Source organism: Sphingomonas sp. A2-49 (genome assembly GCF_025548555.1).
GTDB lineage: Bacteria > Pseudomonadota > Alphaproteobacteria > Sphingomonadales > Sphingomonadaceae > Sphingomonas.
Window position 1 is genome coordinate 17,518 of the sequence record NZ_JAJLPA010000004.1, and the last position, 24,323, is coordinate 41,840.

Sequence of the window (24,323 nt, forward strand, 5' to 3'; positions counted from 1 at the left end):
ATATAGGCGCTCGCGGCCGCCGCGTCGTCCCCCGCGATGCCGCTATCGGCGCAGCCGGCGCGTCAGGGGGGCGAGGCGCGGATGGCGGGTCGCGCGCTTCGCCGCCGCCACGCCGCCGTCGAACGCGGCCAGCGCCGCCAGCAGCACGCGATTGGACATCGTCGGGCGAAGCACCAGCAGGTCGGCGCACGCCACACTGGCGGTGGCGAACAGCCGCTTGTGCTGCCCCTCCCCCTCGGTGAAGTCGAGGCATGCGAAACGGTCTTTGAACAGCGCCCGCATCGCCGCCGCCTGCAACACGACACCGGGCGACAGCGCGCCGAATGCCGGATCGTGGCCGACATGCTCGTAGCGCAGCGTCGCCCCTTCCGCGGTGCAGCACAGATAGGCGGCGGGCGCACCGCGGACCAGCAGCGCCCACGCGCGCAGCCCGTCCGCCGCGGCAAGCGCATGCAGCCCGGCGAGCGACACCGCGTCGCACGGCCATCCCGCGTCGAGCAGGCGCGCCTGATAGGTCGTCGCCGACACCGCTTGCGCGATCGGGTGAAAGGCGCCCAGCTCCTGCGGCGTACGATAGGCGCGGATCTCGACCCCCGCCGCCGCCGCCCGGCGGCACTTGCGCGCCAGCGTCGCCCGCGCCGATCGGGACAGCCCCGCATGCCAGCGATCGTGCCCGATCGTCAGGTCGGCGTGGTAGCGCATGTAGCGCTGGCGCACCGCGATCAGCCGCCCCGCCGCATCGACCTCGCCGAGGCGGGATGCTGGCAGCGAGGTGACCAGATAGCCGTCGCCCCCCGCCGGCGGCAGCGGCGGCACATGCCCTGCCAGCGCGGCATCGAGCGACAAGGCGACGCGGACGAGATCGCGGCGGACCGACAGCAGTGTCCGGGCGCCGATGCGGAACGGCACCGCCGTACCGCTCAACCCGCGCGTTCCGACACCCAGTTCGACCAGAGCTGTTCGGCCTGGCGCAACCGGCGCCGCACCGCATGCGCGCCGAGCGGCACGTCGTCGCGGTCGAGCGGCAGCGGCGGCCGGTCCGCGAAATGCACCGTCGGCAGCGTGTCGCGCCGGTCCGCGAGCAGGCGGCAGAGCGCATCGAAGCGGCGGACGTGCACCGCATTGGCCCGCGTGCCACGGCGGTTGGCGAGTTCGAAGCCGTGGCTGACGATCGTGACCGCCGCGTGGCGCCGCGCCACCGCATGGTCGAGCGCCGCGGCGGCCTCGGCGCTCGACAGCGCGCACAGCTGAAACGTCCGCAGGCAGGCGGGGGCATCCTCGACCACCGTCACCGGCACCTCGACGACGTGCCGCACGACCGGCGCGATCCGCTCCGCGGGCAGGCCGAGGCGGCTCGCCATCTCGGCGCCGTTGTGGCTGCTGTCGTAGGTGAAGCCCAGCGATGCCAGCGCGCGCAGCGTGTCGTCGTTGGCGGCATAGCATCCCGCGCGGAACGCGATCGGATGCGGCGCGCCCGCGGCGACGAGCAGCTCGGTCGCGCGAGCGATCAGCGCGGCCTGCTCGTCGCGCGTGTAGCGATACAGCTGGACGGGCGCCTGCCGCGCGCCGCGGTCGCCCGCCTGCGCGCCGGCCCATTGGGGATGGAGATGCAATTGCACCTCCTGATCCGCCGAGCGGATCGCATCGATCATCCGCCGGATCGGTTCCAGCCCGAAGACCAGCGCGGGCATGGGGTCGACGAAGAAACAGGCCTTCAGCCCATGCCGCGCCAGCCGCTCGAGCTGATAGGCGAGGCCGACACCGGCGGGCTCGATCGAGCGCGCGTAGATCGCCGCGGCGTCGAGCCCGGCGGCATGGTGGCGCCAGGCGAATTCGGTATCGACGGTCAGGAAGACGCTGGTCGTCATCCTCCCGATCCTAACCGCTGCGCGTGAACAAATGCCTAGGAGCGGCCGCCATCACGGACCGGACCGGTCTTTTCGTCCCGTCGGCGTCCCGGAAGCGGCTCCCAAGGCCGACCGTGCAGCCACGCGTCACGGCACGATGCCATAGCGCCGGTAATCCTCGTCGATGCGCGGGCGCAGCGTGCGCGCGGCGATCAGGTCCGCCTTCGCCCCGGGCTTGCCCTGTTTGCCCAGGATCACGCCGCGCATGTACAGGCTGGCCGCCTCGTCGGGCGAGACGTCGAGCGAGGCCGCGAGATCGGCAAGCGCATCGTCCAGCCGGTTCATGCGAAAGAAGACCATCGCCCGGCTGTCGAGCGCCGCGCTGGTCGAATCGCTCAGCTCGATCGAGCGGGTGCAATCCTTGAGCGCAGTATCGAGCGCGACGTTCAGCGTGCCCTTGAGCCAGCAGCGGCTGTTGAGCAGCGCGGGATTGCCGGGGCTCGCGGCGACGGCCTGGTCGATCGCGACGATCGCGGCGTCGCGGTCGCCCGTCCGCGCCAGCACATCGGCCTTGAGCGCGATCATCGCCGCCTTGCTCTTGCCGCCGGCATCGATCCGCTCCTGCACCAGCCCCAATGCCGCGTCCTTCTCGCCGCGATCGGCGCGCAGCAACGCGAGCTGTTCGACCGTATCGTCGAGCGCCGGGTCGAGCGCCTGCGCCGCGATCAGGTCGGCGAGCGCCTTGTCCGTCTCGCCGCCCTGCCGATGGAGCCGCGCGCGCCAGGTGTAGCTGCCCACCGCCGGCGTGATCGCGATCGCGCGGTCCAGATCGGCGATCGCGAGCGACCGCTCGTAGATGCGTTCGCGGAACCAGGCGCGGTTGGTATAGGCGCTCGCCTCGTCGGGCGTGTCGGCGATGCCGCGGTCGTAGAGCGCCGCGATCCGCGCGAAGCCGCCGGCGCGCTTCACCGCCGCGATCCGGGCGTACTGGCTCGGCAGGTCGGCGGGCGCGACGATGCTGAGCAGGCGGTTCTTCGCCGCCGCGATCGCCCGGCGGTTGGCGGGGATCTCCGCCGCAGGCACCTCCGCGCCGGTGCTCGTGGTGCGATCGTCGAGCGTCACCGTACCACCCTCGTTGCGCACCGTGCGGGTGATCGTGATCCCGGCCATCGGCGCCGCGAAGCGCTCGTCGCCGTCCAGCACATAGCCCTTGCCGCCGTCGGGCAGCCGGATGCGCGTGACGGCACGATAGGTGGCGGCATCGCCGGTCGCGACCGGCATCGCCGCCCAGGCGGTGCGGGTCCGGTCGGGCTCGAACTTCATATCGGTCATCACCTTGTCGATGACGCTGCGGAAGCGCTGGTCGGTTCGGGTCCAGTCCGGATAGGCGATGCCGGTCACCGACACGGTGGCGGTGCCGGTCGCCGGGTCGAAGACGAGCTTGCGATCGACCAGCGTCGCGGATCCGACCAGCCCCTCGGTCATCCGGGTCGCCATCGTCCGGATATCGTCCTTGCTCGCCTGCGCCTGCGCCGCCTGGAGCATCTGCGCGATACGGCCGCGCAACGTGATCGACGCGGTCATCGGGGCGGGCAGCCCGATGCCCGCGCTCTCGTCCAGGTCGATCGCCGCCTCGATATCGGGACGGGCATGGGGTCGCAGCGGGATCGCGACCAGCGCCGCGCCCTGCGCCCGCACCGGCAGCACCCAGCGAAAGCCCGGCGTGTCGCGCAGGTCGGCGAGCCGCGCGCCCGCATCGGTGCCGTCGAGCCACAGCGTCTCGCCGCCGACGGTCGCCTTGACCAGGATGTGATCGAACGCCCCCGGCGTCGGCAGCCGTTCCGGCACGAGGTCGCCGAGCTTGCTGTTGGCGAGCACCGGTTCCGCCGCGATCTCCAGCCCGCGCAGCAGCGCGAGCAGCATCAGCGTCTTGGCCTTGCAGTCGCCATAACGCAGCTCCCACGTCTGCGCGGGGCTTTGCGGCCGGTAATTGCCCTGGTCCATGCCGTTGAACAGATAGCGGACCTGATCCTGCACCAGCTGCAGCGCGGCGGCGGTCCGTTGCATCGGATCGGTCGACGCTTCCTTGATGCGGGCGAGTTCGCCGGCGAGCGGGCTGCCCGGCGCGATCAGCCCGTCGGTGGCATAGAGCGGCGCCATCACCGCAGCGACGCTTCCCCAGTCGGGAAAGCTGGTCGCCTCCAGCACGTTGAGCTTCTGGTAGCGGGCGGGCACGTCGGCGGGCAGCTCGGGCTGTTTGGCGAGCGGCAGCGGGATGCTGATCTCGCGATAGCCGCCGGCGACGGTTTCCGCCGGCCGCGGCGCGTCCAGATACAGCTTCCATTTCACCGCATCGGCGGCGGGCCACAGCAGGCGCGCGCGGGCATAGCCGATCTTGAGCGGCGCGGCGGGCAGCGGCTGGAACCCCTGCACCTTGCCTGCCAGCACCGCATCCCGGCGCGTCACCGACGACGTCACGTGCAGCACGTCGCCGACGCGCAGCCCCTCCACCGCCATCGTCGCGGTCAGCATGCCGTCGAGCGTGCGCTGTTCGAGCTGCTGTTCGCGCCGCAGGACGTCGAACCCCTTGCCCGCGGCCAGCAGGTCGATGTGCTGGGCGCCGCGGATGATCTCCGCCCGGTGGACGATCAGGTCGCCCGCCGCGGGTTGCCATTGCAGGCTGACCGTGCCGGCCTGCCCGAGCATCTCCGGCGATGCGATGCGCGTCGCGGTGTCGCTATATTGCCAGACCTCGCCCGCCTCGAGCCGCTGCTGGTTGTCGAGCAGCAGCAGCACCGGCGCGTCGGCGGCGATCCCCGTCGCATCGATCGGCGGCGCCGGCTTCACCCATGCGGGCACGGGCCGATAGACGACCTTGTCCGCCGCCTGCGCGGCCCAACTCGCAGACCCGAACAGCGCCAGAAGCGCCAGCCGCCGCATCGTCATATCCGAAACACCCCCAACCGTCGCACGCAGTCTAGCGCCGGGCGGTGCAGCGGCAATGCAGAAACGGAGGCCGTTCAGCGCGCGTGATAGAAGTCGTAGACCTGTTGCGCGACACCGGCGGATACCCCCGGCGCCTTTTGCAGGTCTTCGAGGCTGGCGTTGCGCACCGCGCGGCCCGTCCCGAAATGCATCAGCAGCGCCTTCTTGCGCGCCGGGCCGATGCCCGGCACCTCGTCGAGCGGGCTCGCGCCGATCGCCTTCGAGCGCTTGTCGCGATGCGCGCCGATCGCGAAGCGGTGTACCTCGTCGCGCAGCCGCTGGAGGTAGAAGAGCACCGGCGCGTTGACCGGCAGCTGGAATTCGCGCCCGTCGAGCATGTGGAACACCTCGCGCCCGTCGCGGCCGTGATGCGGCCCCTTGGCGACGCCGACCATGCACACGTCCTCGATGCCGAGATCCTCCAGCACGGCCTTCGCCGCATGCAGCTGCGGCTTGCCGCCGTCGATCAGCACCAGATCCGGCCAGGTTCCGTCATCGCGATCGGGCGCCTCGTCCAGCTGGCGGGCGAAGCGGCGGCGGAACACCTCGCGCATCATGCCGACGTCGCTGTCGGTCGCCGCCTCGTTCCCCTTGATGTTGAACTTGCGATACTGGCCCTTGCGAAACCCTTCCGGCCCGGCGACGACCATCGCACCCAGCGCGTTGGTGCCCTGGATATGGCTGTTGTCGTAGACCTCGATCCGGTCGGGCGGCTCGGGCAGGTCGAACAGCTCGGCAACCTCGCGCAGCAGCCGCGCCTGCGTCGTGCTCTCCGCCAGCCGCCGCTCCAGCGCCTCGATCGCGTTGCGCTTGGCCTGTTCCATCAGCCGCCGCCGGTCGCCGCGCTGCGGCACCGACAGCGCGACCTTGTAGCCGGCGCGCTCCCCCAGCGCCTCGCCCAGCAACGCGCCTTCCGACAGCTCGCGATCGAGCAGGATCGTCTTGGGCGGGGGCAGCTCCTCGTAGAACTGGGTGAGGAAGCTCGCCAGCACCTCGTCCTCGGGCACCTCGTTGGTGTGCTGCGGAAAGAAGCTGCGATGCCCCCAGTTCTGGCCGCCGCGGATGAAGAACGCCTGGATGCCCATCGTCCCGTCCTTGCAGGCAAGCGCGAACACGTCGGCGTCGCCGACCCCTTCCGCGTTGATCGCCTGCGTTCCCTGGACGAAGGTCAACGCCTTCAGCCGGTCGCGCAGCAGCGCGGCCAGTTCGAAGTCCATGTTCTCCGCCGCGACCTGCATCTGCGCGCCGAGCTTGCCCTGCACCTTGGTCGACTTGCCCGCCAGGAAGTCGCGGCAATCGTCGACCAGTTCCTTGTAGCCCGCGACGTCGATCCGGCCGACGCACGGCGCCGAGCAGCGCTTGATCTGGTAGAGCAGGCACGGCCGGTCACGCGTCTTGAAAAACCCGTCGGTGCACGAGCGCAGCAGGAACAGCTTCTGCAAGGCGTTGAGCGTGTTGTTGACGCTGCCCGCGCTGGCGAACGGGCCATAATAATTGCCCGCCGCGCGGCGCGCGCCGCGATGCTTCTGCACGCGCGGGAAATCGTGGTCGCCGCGCAGCAGGATGAAGGGGAAGGATTTGTCGTCGCGCAACAGCACGTTGTAGGCGGGGCGGTAGCGCTTGATGAGCTGCGCCTCGAGCAGCAGCGCCTCCGCCTCGTTGTTGGTGGTGACGATCGTCATCGACCGGGTCTGCGCGATCATCCGCTGGAGCCGCTTGGTCAGGCCCTTCACCTGCGTGTAATTGGCCACCCGCTGCTTCAGCGACCGTGCCTTGCCGACGTACAGCACGTCGCCCTTGGCATCCTGCATCCGATAGACGCCGGACCGCGTCGGCAGCGTATTTAGGACGTTGCGGATCGCGGCGATCCCTGCGTCGAGATCCGGCGTATCGGACCCGCGGACGGTATAGGTGGCGCGTTCTTCGTTGAATCGATCGGGCGGACCGTAGGACGACATGCCCGCCATGTAGGAGTCGCAGCGGTGCGGGGCTAGGGGGATGGTGCGGGGCGAAGGGGCAGACTCTGCGCCCGGCCCGCCCCAATCGGCCCGTCATTCCCGCGAAGGCGGATGCCCACATGCGTGCGTTCCCGATGGAGTCGCGCAGCCAGCCGGTATGGATCCCCGCTTTGGGGGGGGATGACGTGTTCGAACGGGAAGGATGTCGCCCGCCCCCGTCGTCCCCACGGGAACCGGCCTCAGCGCCCGACCGGCAACGCCCGCCGGCTCTCGACCTTCTTGATTGGCGGCGGCGCACCTTCGATCGCGGCGAGGTCGCGCTCGACCTGCGCGAGCAGCGTCGCGGTCATCTGGCCGCCGCTCAGCGGCGCGAGCTTGCGCAGCGACAGGCCCTCGAACTTCGGGAGATTCTCGTCGCTGCTCAGGCCGGGCACATCGCGGTCGAGCACCGCCTTGGCGCGCGGATCGGCGATCAACGTGGCGATCGGCGTATCGAGCGAGAATCCCGTGGCCGCCGCAGGCGCTACCGGCACCGGCGCCTGCGCCGCGGGCAGGTCGAGCGCGAACCGGTCGGCCGCGGCCGCGGCGGCGGAGGGTTGCTGCTGGCCGGCGATCAGCAGCAGGGACAGCAGGATCGGCATCGGATCACCTCGTCGGGGCGCCGCCCGACCGGGGTGCGCGCAGCCTTGTACCACACCGGCTCCGCCGCGAAAGGTCCCGGTCGGCCGCTTATGCCTGCGCGAACATCTTGGTCCCGACGATGCCGATGACGGTCAGCGCCATGAAGCCCGCCTGCACGGCGCCGACCCGGTCGCCGAACAGGAAGATGCCGCCGATGATGACGCCGACGGCGCCACAGCCGGTCCACACCGCATAGGCGGTGCCGGCGGGCAGGCCGCGCATCGCCAGCGCGAGCAGGCCCATGTTCACGAACGACAGGACGATCGGCACGCTGGACGCGGTCCACGTCCCCAGCGTCGCCGCCCATTTCAGGCTGAGCGCCCAGCAGATTTCGGTAAAGACGGCGACGGCGAGGATTGCCCACGACATGGATGTGACTCCTTCGCGGGCTCGTGATGACAGGACCGCGCCGGAAACCCGGGAAGAGACGCGCGTCGGTAAGGCACTGTCACGCCCGTCGGGGGACATGCGCTGATCGGTGGAGAGGAGAGCCCTCGGGGAAGTCCCCCCTCCATCACCGCTTCGCGGTGCCATCTCCCCGTGCCGGGGAGGATCGTGAGCTCAGTTGGGGCGGCCGAGCCCCGTGATCGCGCGGTCGATCATCGACCGGTCGGCGCCGGCGTCGTGATGCTCGGCGATCAGCGTCGCCGCCGCCCGCGTCGCGGTTTCGGCGGCGAGCGCGCGCACTTCGGCGATCGCATTGCGTTCGGCGGCGGCGATCTTGTCCTCGGCGCGCTTGGTGCGGCGGGCCATCAGATCCTCCGCATCGCGCTTCGCCTTGGCGATGATCTGGTTCGCCTCCTGCTGCGCATGCTGGCGCATGGTCACGGCGTCGGCCTCGGCAGCCTTCGCCTTGGCCTCATACTCTGCACGCAGCCGCTCGGCATCGGCACGCAGCGCCTTGGCCTCGTCGAGCTGGGCGCGAACGCCCGCGATCTGCTTGTCGAGCGATGCCGCGATCTTCGCGGGTACCTTCACGATCAGCATCCCCACCAGCACGACGAGCGCGGCGATGCCGACCCAGCCGGTGGTGTTGAAGCCCAGCGCGGTCGCTTCCGCGACATGCTCCGCACCGGGTTCGGACACGTTCGCGGTCAGCTGGCTGCCGTCGCGCACGTCGCGCGTCTGCAGGCCCTGCGTCTCGGTCGCGTCGGCAAGGTTTGCGGCGACGGCGGCATCGCCGTTGACGACGGGATTAGCCATGAGCGCTGGTCCTCCGTACCGCATCCGCGGCGGCATCGATGCCGACGGTCAGGCCCGACACCTTGGTCACCAGTTCCTGCGCGACGTCCGCCGCGACCGACTGGAGGTTGAGCATCGCCGCCGCCTTGGCGTTGCCGACGGCGAGGTCGTGATGGGCCATCCGCTCGGCGAGTTCCGCATCGGCGGACCGCATCTGGCTTTCGGTGGTCTTGGCGGCCTGCGCCTTGGCGGCGCTGGTCTCGGCGAGCGCGGCGGCGCGCGCCTCGTCCATCTTCAGGCGCCATGCCGCCTCCACCGTGTCGGCGGACAGGCGCGCCTGTTCGGCCGCGGCGAGGTCGGCCGCGATCTGGCCTTCACGCGCGTCGACGGTCGCGATGACCCTGGGCACCATCATCTTGCCGATCCCGAAGTACAGGATGCCGAAGGTGATGAGCAGCCAGAAGATCTGCGAGGCGTAGGTGGCGGCGATCTGCGAAATCTGGGGCATGGTGACCTCGAGCTGTCCACCGGACCGCCCCCGCATGCACGGGGACGGTCCGGCCGGACGGCTTGTTGTTAGGCGACGAACAGCAGGATGATCATCGTCACGAAGGCGAGCAGACCGAGCAGCTCGGCGCCCGCGAAGCCGATGAACAGGCGGCCCTGCTGGCTGTCCGCGGCGCCCGGATTGCGCAGCGCGCCCTCGAGGAACTTGGCGAACACGTTGCCCACGCCCAGCGAGGCGAGGCCCATGCCGATCGCGGCCAGACCGGCACCGATCATCTTGGCGGCTTCTGCGTCCATTTCAAAACTCCCGTATCAATTCAGTGGTTAACGAAGAAAACTCAGTGCAGGTTGACGGCGTCGTTCAGATAGACGCTCGTCAGCAGCGCAAAGACATAGGCCTGGATCGCGGCGACCAGCAGTTCGAGCAGCGTGATCCCGATCATCAGCAGGAAACTGGGCAGCGACACCAGCAGGCCATAGCCGATGCCGAGGTTGAGGCCGCTGATGACGAATGCCGCGAGCACCTTGAGCAGGATATGCCCCGCGGTCATCGCCACGAACAGTCGCAGGCCGAGGCTGAACGGGCGGACCAGGAAGCTCATCAGCTCGACGACGAAGATCAGCGGGATCATCAGCGCCGGCGTGCCGTGCGGCACGAACAGGCTGAAGAAGTGGAAGCCGTGCTTGCCGAAGCCGACGATCAGGACGATCGAGAAGCTGATGATCGCCAGCACGCCGGTAACGGTCAGGTGGCTGGTGATGGTGAACGGATGCCAGCCCGGCACGACACCGACCGGGGTCAGGCCCCAGATGTTGGCGAACAGGATGAACATGAACAGCGAGAAGACGTAGGGGACGAAGCGCTTGCCCTGCGGCCCGATGTTCGACGTCAGCATGTTGGAGACGAAGCCGGTGAACCCCTCGACCGCGGCCTGCCAGCGGCCGGGGACGAGCTCGCGCTTCATCCCGCCCAGCATGAACAGCCACAGGCTGACGAGCGTGATGACCATCCACAACGCCGAGTTGGTGAACGAGATGTCGTAACCCGCGACGACCCAATGCCGACCGAACAGAGGTTCGATCAGGAACTGGTGCATCGGATCGATCTTGCTGCCCGATTCTGCCGCCACGTGGCTCGCTCGCTCCCTGATAAGCAAAACGCCCGGTTATTCCGGGCGTTCGCCTGCAATTCGAATGATCTGCCTGAACGCGACGGCGATTCCGAGGAACAGCATCACGATCAGCGCCCACGGCGTCGTGCCGAACCAGCGGTCTATACACCACCCGATCAGCGCGCTGCCGACGAGGCTTCCGATCAGGGCGGCGAGCACGCGATTGCCGAGCGAATATCCCGCATCGGCCGTCGGCGCCCCCTGCCCCGTCCGCAACGCTTCCTGATGCCGGGCTTCCTTCAACCGCTCGTCGAGCGCGGAAAGCCGCGGATCCTCCGCGCTGGTGAAGTCTCGTCCGGTATCGTCTTCCGCCACGCGCCAACCCTCGCCTGTTTCGTTCAGCCGGGGGAGAAAACGCGCAAGGACGAGCGATCCCGCCAAGGCGTGGCCCGTTTAGGTAAGGGGTGCCGGGGTGTCAACCGGGCAGAACATAGTACCTTGATACCGCCCCGGCACGGCGCGGATGGCGCGGTTACTTGCAGCGCGCGTCGAGTTCGGGCGTGCCCGTGTTCTCCTTCCACTGGCCCGCGGGGGTCCGGTACATCTCGCCCTGCCCGACCTTGGCGACCAGGTTGCAGCCACTGGTGAAGGCGAATTGCTCCACCGTCGCGCCGCTCGCCTGCGCGCTCGCGGTATAGGCCGCCTTGCGCTTGATGTTGATGTCGCGGACCAGTGCCTGCACCGCGGGACCGCCGCTGACCACGCCGAGATAGCCGTCGGGCTGTTCGCCGACCTGCTTCGCCTCGCGCGCGGCGGCATAGGCCGGGTCGCGCTGCGCGAAGGCGGCGGCGGACAGGCCGGCGAGCGCCAGCACGCCGGCGGCGATCGCGACGCGGCTGGTGGTGAGAAGCATGTTCATCTCAGAATATCCCCGGATTCTGCTGGATCAGCGTCTTCGCCTCGCCATCGAGCCGATAGACCACTTCCTGCGTGACGCTGATGTTGAGGTTGATCTCGATCGGCTTGTTCGGCGCGGACACGTTGATGCACCCGCCCAGCCCCGCCGTCGCCAGCCCGATCCCGATCGTCCCCGTCATACGCGCCGAGGTCGTGATTCGCTCCAACATCGTCAATCCTGTCTGGGTCATGGCATGGGTCCGGTTGCGGGAGGCTGAATGAGCGGCGTCGCCTTTTCGCGTTCGAGCAGCTCGGGCAGGTGCTGGCGAATGAGGCGGCGGGGATCGTAGAAGGCCTGCGCCGAATCGAGCAGGCCCCGGAACGGCGCCCTGATCCGGATATTGAACACGAACGGCAGCTTTTGCAGCCGCCGGACGATGACGTTGCTCTTCGCGCCCTGCCCCTGCGTCACGCCAGCGAAGCGCACGTCGGTCACCATCTCGCCGGCCAGCGGCCCGTTCATCGCGATCGTCAGGTTGCGGTAGCGCAGCGACTTCAGCGCCTGGAAGGCGATGTTGCCCCACAGCCCCAGGTCCTTCTGTGTCAGATCGCCGACATAGGCGAGGCTGCCGCCGCCGGCGCGCACCGCCAAGCGGCCGTTCTCGATCCGCCCCCCGGCGACGTCGAAGACCATCGGCAGCTCGCCGTCGAAGATGCCGGTCGCGTCGAGGTTCTTGAAGTCGAACTGCCCGAGGAACCGGTCCGCCTGCACGCCATCGAGCCGGAACGTCATCCGTCGCGCCCCCGCCTCGGTAAAGTCGAGCGTCGTCGGCAGCAGCGTCATCGTGCCCCCCGCGAACGGCCAGCGCCCGCTGTCGACCTGCACCCGCTGGCCGGCGAGCAACCGGTAGACGATCGTGCCGTCGGTGACCGCGATGCCCGGGTTGACCGTCGCGACCGTCGCGACCTGCGCCGGCGCGCTCTCCAGCGCGAGCAGGTCGGTGAAGTCGATCGTCGTGGTGATCCCCGACACCGGCCCGAACGCGGCGGCGAGCGCGGCGTCGCGCGTCGCGAACCGGCCCGACGAGGTCACGCCCCGCGCATCCCAGGCGATATGCCCGGCGCCGGTGACGGTGCCGCGCACCTCGGCGACGACGCCATAGGTCAGGCGCGTGAGCCGATCGGGCTGGAACGCCTCGGTGAAGGCGATGCCGGGCACCGTGATGTCGGCGGTGCCGCTGCCCGACGCCAGCCGGTGGCCGATCGCCACATCGGCGACCTTCACGCTGCGGGTCGGTTCGTACAGCGTGCCGCTCGCCGCGATCGCGCCATCGGCGAGGCGGAAGGCGACGTCGCGCACCGCCAGCGTCCGGAAGCGCGGGTCGGGCGCGGCATCGTCCACCGTCATCGCCGCGGTCAGCGCGACGGCGCCGCCGTCGAGCGACCAGTCCCCCGCCGCCGCGCCGAGCAGCAGCGGAACGTTGGCGATCTGTCCCGAGCCGCCGGTGAAGGTCCCCGAGACGCCGCCACCGGCGATCGAGCCGGTCAGCCGCTCAAGGTCGATGCGCGTCACCCGATCGGGACCGCCGAGCCGAGCCGACACCCCGTCGATCGCGAAACCGCGCGCGCCCAGCCGCAGCTGCGCGCCGCTCGCGGCGATCGCCAGCGGCGTTTGGCCGAGCCGCCCCGCGAGCCGGGTGGCGGCGATCCGGGCGCCGCCGTCGATCCGCCCGCGCGACAGCGTGACGATCGGCCCCGACAATGGACACAGGCTGGTCCGCAGCGGATCGAGCGACAGTCCCGCGACGCGCAGCCCGCGCAGGGCGAGCGGGGTGCAGGACGGATTGGCGACCAGCGTGCCGCGCGCGTCCCAGCGCAGGTCGAGCGGCAGCGTCAGCGCATCGACCCGCCCGTCGCCGAGCGGCCCCGACAGCGTCATCCGCGTCGCGATCCGCGTCGCGCCGCCCGGCATCGCGGTGAACGCGACCGGGGCGAGTGCCAGCCGCGCCGTGCCGGCGGCGAACGGCGCCATCGTCGCCCGCCCGCGCACCGGCGCACCGGGCCGCGCCTGCGCCAGCGACAGCGTGACGGCGGGCAGGCCACCACCGGACGTCGCAAGCCTGGTATCGAGGCGAACGCCCGCACCCGGCCAGCCGAGCGCGATCCCGCTGCCCCCCGCGATCCGCACCGTCGCGCCGCTGGCGGCGGTCACGTCCGCCGCCGATACCTGCACCCGGCCGTTCGTGCCCGCCTGGCGGATCGCCACCGTCGCGGTGGCGTCGAACCGCCGCGCCGCCAGCCGGGCGGCGCCGGTCGCCGCGTCGATCAGCGGCGCCACCGGCGTGCCGACTCCGACGTGGCCCGGGTCGAGCGCAGCGATCAGGGCGGGCCGGGCGCTCGCCCCGCCGAGCCGCACCGCCCCGGCGAACTGCCGGTCGTTCGCGATCCGGTATCGGCCGACGACCCCGACCGTATCGGCGCGGCCGATCGTCGCGGTGGCGCCGGTCGCGGCGAGATCCATCGTGCCGCCGGTGGCGCTGAGGCCGCCGTCGAACCCGATCGTGCCCCGCAATGCCGCGGCCCGCTGATCCGCATGGCCGATCGCCGCAGTCGCCAGCCGTGCCGATCCGCGCCAGCCGTCGAGCGCCGGGGTCAGCCGCGCATCCACGTCCGCACCAAGGCGCGCGACGGTCGCCCCGGCACAATCCCCGCGCACGATCCCGACCGGGCCGACGACGTGCGGCGCGCCATCGGTGACGGTGACGCGCAGCACCGCCGACACGCCCGCCGCGGCGCAAGTCTCGCGCGCGAGCCGGTCGGCGGCGATCGCGACGGTGCCGGCGAACCCGTCGTCGAGCCGCCCCCGCCCGGCCATGCTAATCCCGACGACGCCCACGGGCGTTTGCAACCGCATACGGGCGTCCGCCACGTCGACGTGCAGTGCGGGCAAGGCGAACCGCGCGCCCGACGGCGGTCCCATCAGCCGGTCGAGCTGGCCGAGCGACAGCCGCCCGTCGACCAGCCGGCCGCGCAGCCGGACGTGTCCCGCCCGGACCCCGATCACGCGCGCCCCGTCCAGCCCGATGCGCGTATCCGCCTCCAGCCAGTCGGCGACGAGGTCCGGCGCGGCGGGATCGCCGATCACGACGTCGGTCAGCCGCTGGCGGCCGGGCCCCAGATCGCCGATGCCGTAGCGGGCGGCGATGCCGCGCTTCGCCAGTTCGGCATCGATCACCCGCGTCGCGATCGGCCGCCGCGCCAACCACGCGCCGGCGACCAGTACCAGCACGACGATCGCAAGACCGATGACGATCCTCGCGGCCACGCCCGGACGGGTACGCGGCGCAGGGCGCGCAGGGGGCGTCTCGCTCGACTGGTCAACGCCCTCGGCCATCGCCGCCACCATAGCCACGACCGGCCCGCGCGCGCAATTGCGCCCGCATTGGACCGGCCCTAGGTTCGCGCGCGATGCCGTCGCTTCCCCTCCTGCCCGACGCACCCGCGACCCCGCCGCCCGACGATACCGCGGGTCACCGCGACCGGCTGCGCGGCCGGTTGCTGACCGGCGGCGGCGATGCGCTGCTCGACCACGAGCTGATCGAATATCTGCTGATGCTCGCGATCCCGCGGATCGACACCAAGCCGGTCGCCAAGGCGCTACTGCGCGAATTCGGCGGGATCGGCGGGGTACTGACCGCGGACGCGGCGGCACTCACCCGCGTCAGGGGAATCAGCGACCGCTCCGCCGCGGCGATCAAGATCGCCCACGCGATCGCGATCCGCCTGCTGAAGGCACGGGTCGCCGAGCGGCCGGTGCTCGCCAACTGGCAGGCGCTGCTCGACTATCTCCGCGCGGACATGGCGCATCACGCCATCGAACGCTTTCGCGTGCTCCACCTCAACACCCGCAACATGTTGATCCGCGACGAGGTGATGAGCGAAGGCTCGATCGATCAGGCCGCCGTGCACGTCCGCGAGGTGATCCGCCGCGCGATCGACCTGGGATCGGCCGCGATCATCCTCGTCCACAACCATCCTTCGGGCGACCCTTCGCCCAGCCGCGCCGACATCACCATCACGCGCGCCATCGCCGTCGCCGGCGAGCCTCTGGGAATCGTGCTGCATGACCATATCATCATGGGCATGCACGGCCATGTCAGCCTGAAGGCACAGGGACTGATCTGATCCCGCCGTCGCGACGGAACGCGAAAAGGGCCGCCGGATCGCTCCGGCGGCCCCGTCGTCACGCATATTGCGCGACGTGTCGGATCAGGACTGACCCTGGCTCAGGAAGCCCACGAGTTCGGGCTTGGTGATCGACTGGCTCTTGTCCTTGTCGGCCTGCGCAAAGGCGGCGCTGACCCAGGATTTGGTTGCCGCGCTCGTCGCGCTCGCCTTCGGGTCGCTTGCCTGCTTCAGCTTGACCATCCAGCTGGCGAATTCGGCCTTTTCGAGCTTGCCGTCCTTGTTGGCGTCGTAGGTCGGGAATTCGGTGTCGACCACGCTCGCCACCTGTCCCGCGCCGGCTGCCGGCTGCGCCGCGGCGGTATCCGTTGCCGGGGCGGTCGCCGAGTCCATCGGCGTCGGCGAGGCCGGCTGCGCATCGGCGACCGGTGCCCCCTGCGGGACAGATTGAGGAACCTGTGCCTGCGTCGGAGCAGTCGTCGACTGCGGAGCAGTATTCGTCTGGGTCTGCGCCATTACCGGTGCAGCAAACGTCATCACTCCGGCGAGAAGAGCATATTTCAGCATTGCTTGTCTCCCATCGTTCTACATGAACCAGGCAGCGACTGGATTATTCCCGTCGCCACGCTTGCTTCAAATGGGGAATGATCCATTCGATGCAATGGTTCCGGATCGGCAGGTTTGTGGCGGAGCCCCCGCACTGCTACGTGCGCCGCAGAAATCCGCGAGTCGTGCCGAAACGGACACGACGACCCGTGCGCCCCGCAGGACGAAGGAACATCATGGTCCCCCGCTATTCCCGCCCCGAGATGACCGCGATCTGGACGCCGGAGAACCGGTTCCGCATCTGGTTCGAGATCGAGGCGCATGCCACCGACGCGCTCGCCGCGCTGGGCGTCGTGCCGAAGGACGCCGCCGCCGCCCTCTGGGCGTGGTGGAACACCAATCCCGCGATCGACGTGGCCGCGATCGACGGGATCGAGGCGGTGACGAAGCACGATGTCATCGCCTTCCTCACCTGGGTGGCGGCCAATGTCGGCGATCAGGCGCGCTTCATGCATCAGGGCATGACCTCGTCCGACGTGCTCGACACCGCGCTCGCGGTGCAGCTGGCGCAGGCGTCCGACATCCTGCTCGCCGATCTCGACCGGCTGCTCGACGTGCTCAAGCGCCGCGCGATCGAGCACAAAATGACGCCGACGATCGGCCGCAGCCACGGCATCCATGCCGAGCCGGTGACCTTCGGACTCAAGCTGGCGCAGGCCTATGCCGAATTCGATCGCTGCCGGACCCGGCTGATCGCGGCGCGGGCGGACATCGCGACCTGCGCGATCTCGGGCGCGGTCGGCACCTTCGCCAACATCGATCCCTCGGTCGAGGCGCATGTCGCCGCGAAGCTCGGCCTGTCGGTCGAGCCCGTCTCGACGCAGGTCATCCCGCGCGACCGCCACGCGATGTTCTTCGCGACACTGGGTGTCATCGCCGGCTCGATCGAACGGCTCGCGACCGAGGTGCGTCACCTCCAGCGGACCGAAGTGCTGGAGGCGGAGGAATATTTCAGCCCCGGCCAGAAGGGCTCGTCGGCGATGCCGCACAAGCGCAATCCGGTGCTGACCGAGAACCTGACCGGCCTCGCCCGCATGGTGCGCGGCTACGTAACGCCCGCGCTGGAGAACGTGGCCCTGTGGCACGAGCGCGACATCTCGCACTCGTCGGTCGAGCGCTACATCGGCCCCGATGCGACGATCACGCTCGACTTCGCGCTCGCCCGCCTGACCGGCGTCATCGACAAGCTGCTCGTCTATCCGGAGCGGATGGAAAAGAACCTCAACAAGATGGGCGGGCTCGTCCATTCGCAGCGCGTGTTGCTGGCGCTGACCCAGGCGGGGGTCAGCCGCGAGGATTCGTACCGGCTGGTCCAGCGCAACGCGATGAAGGTGTGGGAATCGGACGGTCGGCTGTCGCTGCTCGAGCTGCTCAAGGCCGATGCGGAGGTCACCGCGGCGCTGTCGCCTGCGCAGCTCGAGGAGAAGTTCGACCTCGGCTATCACCTGAAGCACGTCGACACGATCTTCGCCCGCGTCTTCGGCGCGTAACCAGTCCTCCCCGGCACGGGGAGGTGGCACGCCGCACGCCGCAGGCGTGACGGAGGGGCAGCCCAGCAGCGCCAAACACCTGTGGGCTACCCCTCCACCAGCTTCGCTGGTCCCCCTCCCCGTGCCGGGGAGGAATTTAGCGGTAGGTCACACCCATTGCGCCAGCCAGTCGGCCAGCCCCTGCGGCGACAGCGAGCGCGCGTCGGCCAGCGCGGTTTCGCGCCGGCGGTTGACCACGCGGTCGGTCTTCGGATCGACGATCAGCAGCGCGGGCACGCCGGCGAGCCGCCCCTTGATCCCGTAGCGCGCCGGGATGTCGAGGTTCCGGTCGAACCGGCCGATATCCACCGTGACCACCTCATAATGTCGCGCGATGAAGCCGCGCATCGCCGGCAGGTCCATGACGCCGGCGAGCAGGCGGCAATCGAGGCACCAATTGCCGCCGAGGTCGATCAGCAGCTTGCGATGCCCCTTCAGCGCGCGCGCCTTCGCCGCGGCGACCGCCGCCTTGGCATCGGCGTCCGGCGCGTAGGGCAGCGGCAGGGGCTGCGGCAGCGCGTCGAAGCTCGCCACCGCAACGCGGGGCGCGGTCACCCCGGCGGCGGCGAGCGGCACGGACGGCGACGCGAGCGCCAGGGCAAGCATGGCAAAGGACAGGGCACGGATCATCAGCGTCTCCGGTGAAGGTGCCGGATCAGAGCGGTTCCGCCCCCCGAACGCAAGATACGAACGCTCGCCCGCCCAGCAGCCAGGCTTTGCGGCGTGCCGCAGTCCGAAGCCCGCGCGGTCGGGACGATCCTTGCGCTTCGTGGTCAGGACCTTCCCCGCGGGACCCCGGCCCTCGCCGGAGACGCGATACGGGCTATTTCGGCCTGCTCGGATCACCCCCAATCCCGCGACGATTGCGTCGGACGCACGCGCGCGTGCAAGCAATAATATTGCGCGCAACAGCAATAAAAGAGATAGCGCGCTTGCCGGATATTCCTCCGGCATCGGAGACCCTTCCATGCGCATGTTCGAAACCGCAGCCAGCAGCATGCTGGCGATCGCGGCCCAGGCGCTGGTGGTCGGGGTGATTATTTCCACCCTCTGACCCATCGGCCCGCCCGCCCATTCCGCCAACCGGCCGAACGGGCGCGGCTTGGGTCAGCGCTCGCGCGGATAGCGCGCGGCGAAGTCGCGATCCGACATGACGAGATAGCGGATCGTATCGACCAGCGCCCAGGGCGCCGAGATCAGCAGGCCGATCACGGTGATGCTCATCACCAGCATCACGATCCCCGAACCGGTCCTCCTCAGATAGAAGCGGTGGACCCCCAGCGTCCCGATGAAGAAGGCGAGCAGCGCGGCGACATATTTGTTGCGGTCGGTCACCGGCGCGCGCGGCGGTGGCGGCGCTAGGACGTGACACCCGCCGCCGGCGCCAGGCATCGGGAAGACGCTCAGCGCCCGATCGCCGTCCGATTCGAAATCGACCTGAAGACCGATCGCGGGTTCGCCGCGCTGCGCCCAATCCTCGGGCGTGAAGCGATAGCGCTTGCCGTCGTCGCCCGCGACCAGCCCCTCGCCGGTCCGCGTATCCACCCCCAGCACCTGTCCGCGCATGCAATTCCCCCGTTCGTCGCGGTGTATTGTGCCGATCGGACGCGTCGGCGCAAGACCGGCCCTATTCCGCGGCGATCCGACCGGTGAGATTGGCGAGTGCGGTGAGTGCGGCGACATGCGCGACGAACGCCTTGCGTCCGGCGCGCGTGGCCGACGCCCATGTCCGGCTGCGCCCTTCGCTTGCCGCCTTGCGCAACGCGACATAGCCCGCCTCGCCCAGCGCGGCGAGATGCTTGGACAGCACCGAATCGCTGACCTGCGTGGTGGTGCGGAGCAGCGCGAACTCGGCATCCTGCACCTCGGTCAGCACCGCCATGATCTGCAACCGCGCCGGGGGATGGATGACCGGATCAAAGCCGCTCATGCCAGCGTGCCCAGCATCTCGCGCCGGAACACGCGGCACCACCACAGGCTGCCGGCATAGGCGATGGCGGCGGCGAGCACGCCCAGCGCCAGTGGTGCCCAGCCGATCCCGCGCTCGGTCGCCAGCCAGACGCCGGCGACGTGGATCGGCAGGATGACGGCGAGCAGGGTCAACGCGACCCACCGCGTCCGCCCGGCGCGATAGCCATTGACGAACATCCCCGTCCGCCGCCGGTCCCAGCGCACCACCCAGGCGATACCGGCGAACAGGCCGACCATCAGCGCGATCCGCAAGGGGAAGGGCGCGGCGGAACTGGCCACCAGCGTCCCCATCATCGCCGCGAAGACCGCATGACGGAGCGGCGGCACGTCGGACGCGGCGGCAAGCCGGGTCCGCGATTGTTCGATAAAGGCCAGCGCCTCGGCGGCGCTCTCGCTGTTATGGTGCACGACGGTCATCCCCTTTCCACTATGGAAAGACGATGACCGTCATTTTCCGATTCGGCAAGTCATAACTTTCCGTGATGGAAAGTGGGGTTCACTCCGCCGCGAACACGCCCTTCAGCTTGGCGAAGAAGCCCTGGCTCGCCGGGCATTCGTCGCCCGTCTCGGTTTCGCGGAACAGTTCGAGCAGTTCGCGCTGACGCACCGACAGCTTGGTCGGCGTCTCGACGTCAATCTGGATGACGAGATCGCCCTGCCCGCGTCCCTGCAACACCGGCATGCCGGCCCCACGCTGGCGCAGCTGCTTGCCCGACTGGATGCCCGCCGGGATCTTGATCTCGTGCGTGCGGCCATCGAGGCCGGGGATCGACAGCGCGCCGCCGAGCGCGGCGGTCGTGAAGCTGATCGGCGCGCGCGCGAACAGCGTCGTGCCCTCCCGCTCGAACAGCGCATGCCGCTTGACGTGCAGGAAGATGTACAGGTCGCCCGCCGGCGATCCCCGCGGCCCCGCCTCGCCCTCGCCGGACAGGCGGATGCGCGTGCCCTCGTCGACACCGGGGGGCACGTTGACCTCCAGCGTCTTGGTCTTTTCGATCCGGCCGTCGCCGCGGCATTCGGCGCACGGGTCGGCGATGATCTCGCCCGCGCCCTGGCACACCGGACAGGCGCGCTCGACGACGAAGAAGCCCTGCTGCGCCCGGACCTTGCCATGGCCGTTGCACTGGCGGCAGGTCGACGCATGCGTGCCGGGCTTGGCGCCCGATCCGTGACAGGTGTCGCATTGCGCCGATACGTCGACGGTGATCTCGGTCGACTTGCCGTGGAACGCCTCTTCGAGCGTCACGTCCATGTCGTAGCGCAGGTCGGCGCCGCGGCGCTGCTGCGAACGCCCGCCACCGCCACCGCGGCCGCCCATGAACTCGCCGAACACCGATTCGAAGATATCGGAAAAGCCGCCGAAATCCTGCGCGCCGCCGCCACCGCCGCCACCGTTCTGGAACGCGGCATGGCCATAGCGGTCGTAGGCGGCGCGCTTCTGCGGATCCTTCAGGACCTCATAGGCTTCGCTGACCGCCTTGAAGCGCGCCTCGCTGTCCTTGCACCCGGCATTCTTGTCGGGATGGTACTTCATCGCGAGCTTGCGATACGACGACTTCAGCGTCGCGCCATCCGCGTTGCGCTCGCATTCGAGCAGTTCGTAATAGTCGACTGTGGTGCTCATGCCGGCCCTCTAAACCCCGATCGTCCCCCTGCCGGAAAGTCACATGAGTCGCAGCGAGGCGACCCCTGTCGGCAGGGGGACGGGAGCCGTTCCTACGCCTTGTGGTCGTCGACTTCCGAGAATTCGGCGTCGACCACGTCGTCCTTGGGCGCCTCGCCGCCGGCGGCATCGCCCTGCGGACCGGCTTCGGTCTGCGCCTGCTTCTCGTAGATCGCCTGGCCGAGCTTCATCGCGACCTGCGCGAGCGCCTGCGCCTTCTCGGTCATCTGATCGACATCGCCGCTCTCGACCGCCGCCTTGGCGGCGTCGATCGCCGACTGGATCTCGCCCTTCAGGCTATCGTCGACCTTGTCGCCATTGTCGGCGAGCTGGCGCTCGGTCGTGTGGATCAGCGATTCGGCGTTGTTCTTCGCCTCGGCACCGGCACGACGCTTCTTGTCCTCCTCGGCGAACTTCTCCGCGTCGCGGACCATCTGGTCGATGTCGCTGTCCGACAGGCCACCCGATGCCTGGATGCGGATCTGCTGCTCCTTGCCGGTGCCCTTGTCCTTGGCGGACACGTTGACGATGCCGTTGGCGTCGATGTCGAACGTGACCTCGATCTGCGGCACGCCGCGCGGCGCCGGCGGAATGCCGACCAGGTCGAACTGGCCCAGCATCTTGTTGTCCGCCGCCATCTCGCGCTCGCCCTGGAACACGCGGATCGTCACCGCGCCCTGGTTGTCGTCCGCGGTCGAATAGGTCTGCGACTTCTTGGTCGGGATCGTCGTGTTGCGGTCGATCATCCGGGTGAACACGCCACCCAGCGTCTCGATGCCGAGCGACAGCGGCGTCACGTCGAGCAGCAGCACGTCCTTGACGTCGCCCTGCAGCACGCCCGCCTGGATCGCGGCGCCCATCGCGACGACCTCGTCAGGATTGACACCGGTGTGCGGCTCCTTGCCGAAGAACGCCTTCACCGCCTCGCGCACCTTGGGCATGCGGGTCATGCCGCCGACGAGCACGACCTCGCTGATGTCGGCGGTCTTGACGCCGGCGTCGGCGAGCGCCTTCTTCATCGGCTCGATCGTGCGCTGGATCAGGCCGTCGACCAGCTTCTCGAGGTCGGTGCGGGTGATCGTCTTGACGAGGTGCTTCGGACCGTTCTGGTCGGCCGTGATGAACGGCAGGTTGACCTCGGTCGAGGCCGCCGACGACAGCTCGATCTTCGCCTTTTCCGCGGCTTCCTTCAGACGCTGAAGCGCCAGCTTGTCCTTGGCGAGGTCGATGCCCTCGTCCTTCTTGAAGCCCTCGGCGAGATATTCGACGAGCTTGTTGTCGAAATCCTCACCGCCCAGGAAGGTGTCGCCGTTGGTCGCCTTCACCTCGAACACGCCGTCGCCGATCTCGAGGATCGAGACGTCGAACGTGCCGCCGCCGAGGTCGTAGACCGCGATCGTCTTGCCGTCCTGCTTCTCGAGGCCATAGGCCAGCGCCGCCGCGGTCGGCTCGTTGATGATGCGCAGCACTTCCAGCCCTGCGATCTGGCCGGCGTCCTTGGTCGCCTGGCGCTGGGCGTCGTTGAAATAGGCCGGCACGGTGATGACCGCCTGCGTGACCGTCTCACCCAGATAGGATTCGGCGGTTTCCTTCATCTTCTGAAGCGTGAAGGCGCTGATCTGCGAGGGCGAATAATCCTTGCCGCCCGCCGACACCCACGCATCGCCGTTCGACCCGCGCGCGATCTTGTAGGGCACCAGTTCGGTGTCCTTCTTGGTGATGGGATCGTCGAAGCGACGGCCGATCAGGCGCTTGACCGCGAAGATCGTGTTGTCGCCATTCGTCACCGCCTGGCGCTTGGCCGGCTGGCCGACCAGCCGCTCGCCGTCCTTGGCGAAGGCGACGATCGACGGCGTGGTGCGCGCGCCTTCCGCATTCTCGATCACCTTGGGCTTGCCGCCCTCCATCACAGCGACGCAGCTGTTGGTCGTGCCGAGATCGATACCGATTACTTTAGCCATGTGTGCCTGCTTAGCCCCTCACGTACAAAAACATTAGCAACACGAAGGAACCTTTGCCCCGTTACGGCAGCAACGGTTCCTCTGTATGGCCGCGATATAGGTGGGGTTCCGCTTGCCGCAAGACGGGGCCGGCCATAGGACCGCACGTCGAAACGATGGCATCGTCGGGAAGGTCAAGGATGATGAAACGCTGGTGGGTACTCGCCGCGGCGACGGCGGCGGCGGGATGCGGCGGGCCCGAGCGGGTGACGGTGGACGATGCCTGGGTCCGCCTGCCCGCGGTGGCCGGCCGCCCCGGCGTCGCCTATTTCACGCTGCGCGGCGGCCCCTCGCCCGCGACGCTGATCGACGTCAGCGCCGACATCGCGGTCCGAGCCGAGATGCACGAGAGCATGACGGGCGCGGGCGGCATGGCGGGGATGAAGCCGCTCGCCAGCGTCGCCGTGCCCGCCAGGACCGACACCGTGTTCGCACCCGGTGGCCGCCACGTCATGCTGTTCGACATCAATCCCAAGGCGAAGGCCGGACGCATCTATACGCTGACGCTCAATTTCGCGAACGGCGGGCGCATCTACGCGCCGGCGATGGTGGTGCGCGCCGCCGACCCGCCGCCGAGCTTCTGACCGTCGGTCGGGCCGCGCCATGCGCCTCTTCGCCCCCGCCGTGCCGCCTGCCGCGCGCCCGCTGACGACGGGCGAGCGGGCGCTCGCGGCCAGCGTGTTCCACGACACGATCGACTACGACGCGGTGCATCTGTCGCGCACCAAATGGGCGTTCTTCCAGCCGCGCGACACGGTGATGGCCCCGCGCGGCTGCATCCACTTCCACCCGCACGGCCAGGGCTGGCGCGACGATTTCGCCGACGCCGCGCTGTCCGACCAGGGATTGTTCATCCACGAGATGGTGCACGTCTGGCAGCACCAGCGCGGCATCTGCCTGCCGCTCGCGCGCCACCCCTGGTGCCGCTACGATTACGCGCTCAGGCCCGGGCAGCCGCTGGCCCGCTACGGCATCGAGCAGCAGGGGGAGATCGTCCGCCATGCCTTCCTGCTGCGACATGGCGGCCATGTCGCCGGTGCGCCGCCGCTCTCGCAATATGAAACGCTGCTGCCCTTTGGTTAAAGCGCGCGCGGTTCCAGCGACTTGGCGTCGGACAGTGCGATGATGTGACGTTACGGAACGCATCGATCCGCCGACGCCGGCGCGCACTGGGCATCTTTCGGACCTATTAACCTTTGT

General features: G+C 69.4%; 26 protein-coding genes. 5 read left to right on the forward strand and 21 right to left on the reverse strand.

Annotated features, from left to right (window positions below; genetic code table 11):
* Positions 1-42 precede the first annotated feature (42 nt).
* The 14 genes from LPN01_RS06160 to LPN01_RS06225 all read right to left on the reverse strand — a co-directional run bounded on the left by LPN01_RS06160 (position 43) and on the right by LPN01_RS06225 (position 14,563).
* Complete coding sequence (locus tag LPN01_RS06160; RefSeq protein ID WP_262827490.1) at positions 43-924, reverse strand: GNAT family N-acetyltransferase; 882 nt, start codon at positions 922-924, stop codon at positions 43-45.
* Complete coding sequence (locus LPN01_RS06165; protein ID WP_262827491.1) at positions 921-1,868, reverse strand: polysaccharide deacetylase; 948 nt, start codon at positions 1,866-1,868, stop codon at positions 921-923. The genes LPN01_RS06160 and LPN01_RS06165 overlap by 4 nt, the downstream gene beginning before the upstream one ends.
* Positions 1,869-1,994: 126 nt before the next feature.
* Positions 1,995-4,787 (reverse strand): DUF3857 domain-containing protein, encoded by a 2,793-nt coding sequence (locus LPN01_RS06170; protein ID WP_262827492.1) that lies wholly within the window; start codon positions 4,785-4,787, stop codon positions 1,995-1,997.
* Positions 4,788-4,867: 80 nt separating this feature from the next.
* On the reverse strand, positions 4,868-6,799 hold the full coding sequence (gene uvrC, locus LPN01_RS06175; RefSeq protein WP_262827493.1) for an excinuclease ABC subunit UvrC: 1,932 nt from the start codon (positions 6,797-6,799) through the stop codon (positions 4,868-4,870).
* Between the two features lie 230 nt (positions 6,800-7,029).
* Positions 7,030-7,431 (reverse strand): hypothetical protein, encoded by a 402-nt coding sequence (locus tag LPN01_RS06180; RefSeq protein WP_262827494.1) that lies wholly within the window; start codon positions 7,429-7,431, stop codon positions 7,030-7,032.
* 88 nt (positions 7,432-7,519) lie between these two features.
* Positions 7,520-7,840 (reverse strand): DMT family transporter, encoded by a 321-nt coding sequence (locus tag LPN01_RS06185; protein ID WP_262827495.1) that lies wholly within the window; start codon positions 7,838-7,840, stop codon positions 7,520-7,522.
* Positions 7,841-8,032: 192 nt separating this feature from the next.
* Positions 8,033-8,674 carry a hypothetical protein gene (locus LPN01_RS06190; protein WP_262827496.1) on the reverse strand — a complete coding sequence of 214 codons (642 nt, stop codon included), beginning with the start codon at positions 8,672-8,674 and terminating at the stop codon, positions 8,033-8,035.
* Positions 8,667-9,161, reverse strand: coding sequence for an ATPase (locus LPN01_RS06195; protein WP_262827497.1), 495 nt, complete (start codon positions 9,159-9,161; stop codon positions 8,667-8,669). The genes LPN01_RS06190 and LPN01_RS06195 overlap by 8 nt, the downstream gene beginning before the upstream one ends.
* A gap of 68 nt (positions 9,162-9,229) precedes the next feature.
* Positions 9,230-9,457, reverse strand: a complete 228-nt coding sequence (locus tag LPN01_RS06200) for a F0F1 ATP synthase subunit C (RefSeq protein ID WP_038662560.1) — start codon at positions 9,455-9,457, stop codon at positions 9,230-9,232.
* A 41-nt stretch (positions 9,458-9,498) separates the two neighbouring features.
* On the reverse strand, positions 9,499-10,290 hold the full coding sequence (locus tag LPN01_RS06205; protein WP_262827498.1) for a F0F1 ATP synthase subunit A: 792 nt from the start codon (positions 10,288-10,290) through the stop codon (positions 9,499-9,501).
* A gap of 36 nt (positions 10,291-10,326) precedes the next feature.
* Complete coding sequence (locus tag LPN01_RS06210) at positions 10,327-10,647, reverse strand: AtpZ/AtpI family protein (RefSeq protein WP_262827602.1); 321 nt, start codon at positions 10,645-10,647, stop codon at positions 10,327-10,329.
* A gap of 157 nt (positions 10,648-10,804) precedes the next feature.
* The gene (locus LPN01_RS06215) at positions 10,805-11,191 is read right to left on the reverse strand and encodes a YdbL family protein (RefSeq protein WP_262827499.1); all 387 of its coding nucleotides are present in this window, start codon (positions 11,189-11,191) and stop codon (positions 10,805-10,807) included.
* A 1-nt stretch (position 11,192) separates the two neighbouring features.
* Positions 11,193-11,399: a YnbE family lipoprotein gene (locus tag LPN01_RS06220; protein ID WP_262827500.1), complete on the reverse strand. Its 207-nt coding sequence runs from the start codon at positions 11,397-11,399 to the stop codon at positions 11,193-11,195.
* A 17-nt stretch (positions 11,400-11,416) separates the two neighbouring features.
* Positions 11,417-14,563, reverse strand: coding sequence for a YdbH domain-containing protein (locus LPN01_RS06225; protein WP_262827501.1), 3,147 nt, complete (start codon positions 14,561-14,563; stop codon positions 11,417-11,419).
* 74 nt (positions 14,564-14,637) lie between these two features.
* Between LPN01_RS06225 and radC the strand changes: the two genes are divergently transcribed.
* A complete protein-coding gene (radC, locus tag LPN01_RS06230) occupies positions 14,638-15,354 on the forward strand; it encodes a RadC family protein (protein ID WP_262827502.1) in 717 nt (238 codons plus the stop codon).
* Between the two features lie 84 nt (positions 15,355-15,438).
* Here radC and LPN01_RS06235 read toward each other — a convergent pair whose 3' ends face one another.
* Positions 15,439-15,921, reverse strand: a complete 483-nt coding sequence (locus LPN01_RS06235) for an EF-hand domain-containing protein (RefSeq protein ID WP_262827503.1) — start codon at positions 15,919-15,921, stop codon at positions 15,439-15,441.
* Between the two features lie 215 nt (positions 15,922-16,136).
* Between LPN01_RS06235 and purB the strand changes: the two genes are divergently transcribed.
* A complete protein-coding gene (gene purB, locus LPN01_RS06240) occupies positions 16,137-17,450 on the forward strand; it encodes an adenylosuccinate lyase (protein ID WP_262827504.1) in 1,314 nt (437 codons plus the stop codon).
* A gap of 147 nt (positions 17,451-17,597) precedes the next feature.
* On the opposite strand, the gene LPN01_RS06245 is transcribed toward purB, so the two are convergent.
* Positions 17,598-18,119: a thioredoxin family protein gene (locus LPN01_RS06245; protein WP_410482802.1), complete on the reverse strand. Its 522-nt coding sequence runs from the start codon at positions 18,117-18,119 to the stop codon at positions 17,598-17,600.
* A 130-nt stretch (positions 18,120-18,249) separates the two neighbouring features.
* Between LPN01_RS06245 and LPN01_RS06250 the strand changes: the two genes are divergently transcribed.
* Positions 18,250-18,543, forward strand: coding sequence for a hypothetical protein (locus LPN01_RS06250; protein ID WP_262827505.1), 294 nt, complete (start codon positions 18,250-18,252; stop codon positions 18,541-18,543).
* Between the two features lie 53 nt (positions 18,544-18,596).
* Here LPN01_RS06250 and LPN01_RS06255 read toward each other — a convergent pair whose 3' ends face one another.
* The 5 genes from LPN01_RS06255 to dnaK form a co-directional block, all read right to left on the reverse strand.
* A complete protein-coding gene (locus LPN01_RS06255; protein WP_262827506.1) occupies positions 18,597-19,055 on the reverse strand; it encodes a TM2 domain-containing protein in 459 nt (152 codons plus the stop codon).
* Between the two features lie 61 nt (positions 19,056-19,116).
* Positions 19,117-19,419, reverse strand: coding sequence for a transcriptional regulator (locus LPN01_RS06260; protein ID WP_262827507.1), 303 nt, complete (start codon positions 19,417-19,419; stop codon positions 19,117-19,119).
* Entirely contained in the window at positions 19,416-19,877 is a 462-nt protein-coding gene (locus LPN01_RS06265) for a hypothetical protein (RefSeq protein WP_262827508.1), read from the reverse strand. Before LPN01_RS06265 ends, LPN01_RS06260 begins: the two co-directional genes overlap by 4 nt.
* 79 nt (positions 19,878-19,956) lie before the next feature.
* Positions 19,957-21,084 carry a molecular chaperone DnaJ gene (dnaJ, locus tag LPN01_RS06270; protein WP_262827509.1) on the reverse strand — a complete coding sequence of 376 codons (1,128 nt, stop codon included), beginning with the start codon at positions 21,082-21,084 and terminating at the stop codon, positions 19,957-19,959.
* 92 nt (positions 21,085-21,176) lie between these two features.
* Positions 21,177-23,084 (reverse strand): molecular chaperone DnaK, encoded by a 1,908-nt coding sequence (gene dnaK, locus LPN01_RS06275; RefSeq protein WP_262827510.1) that lies wholly within the window; start codon positions 23,082-23,084, stop codon positions 21,177-21,179.
* Positions 23,085-23,263: 179 nt separating this feature from the next.
* Here dnaK and LPN01_RS06280 point away from each other — a divergent pair, with 179 nt between their 5' ends.
* Complete coding sequence (locus tag LPN01_RS06280; protein WP_316747021.1) at positions 23,264-23,707, forward strand: copper chaperone PCu(A)C; 444 nt, start codon at positions 23,264-23,266, stop codon at positions 23,705-23,707.
* A 19-nt stretch (positions 23,708-23,726) separates the two neighbouring features.
* Positions 23,727-24,206 carry a vgr related protein gene (locus LPN01_RS06285; RefSeq protein ID WP_262827511.1) on the forward strand — a complete coding sequence of 160 codons (480 nt, stop codon included), beginning with the start codon at positions 23,727-23,729 and terminating at the stop codon, positions 24,204-24,206.
* Positions 24,207-24,323 lie beyond the last annotated feature (117 nt).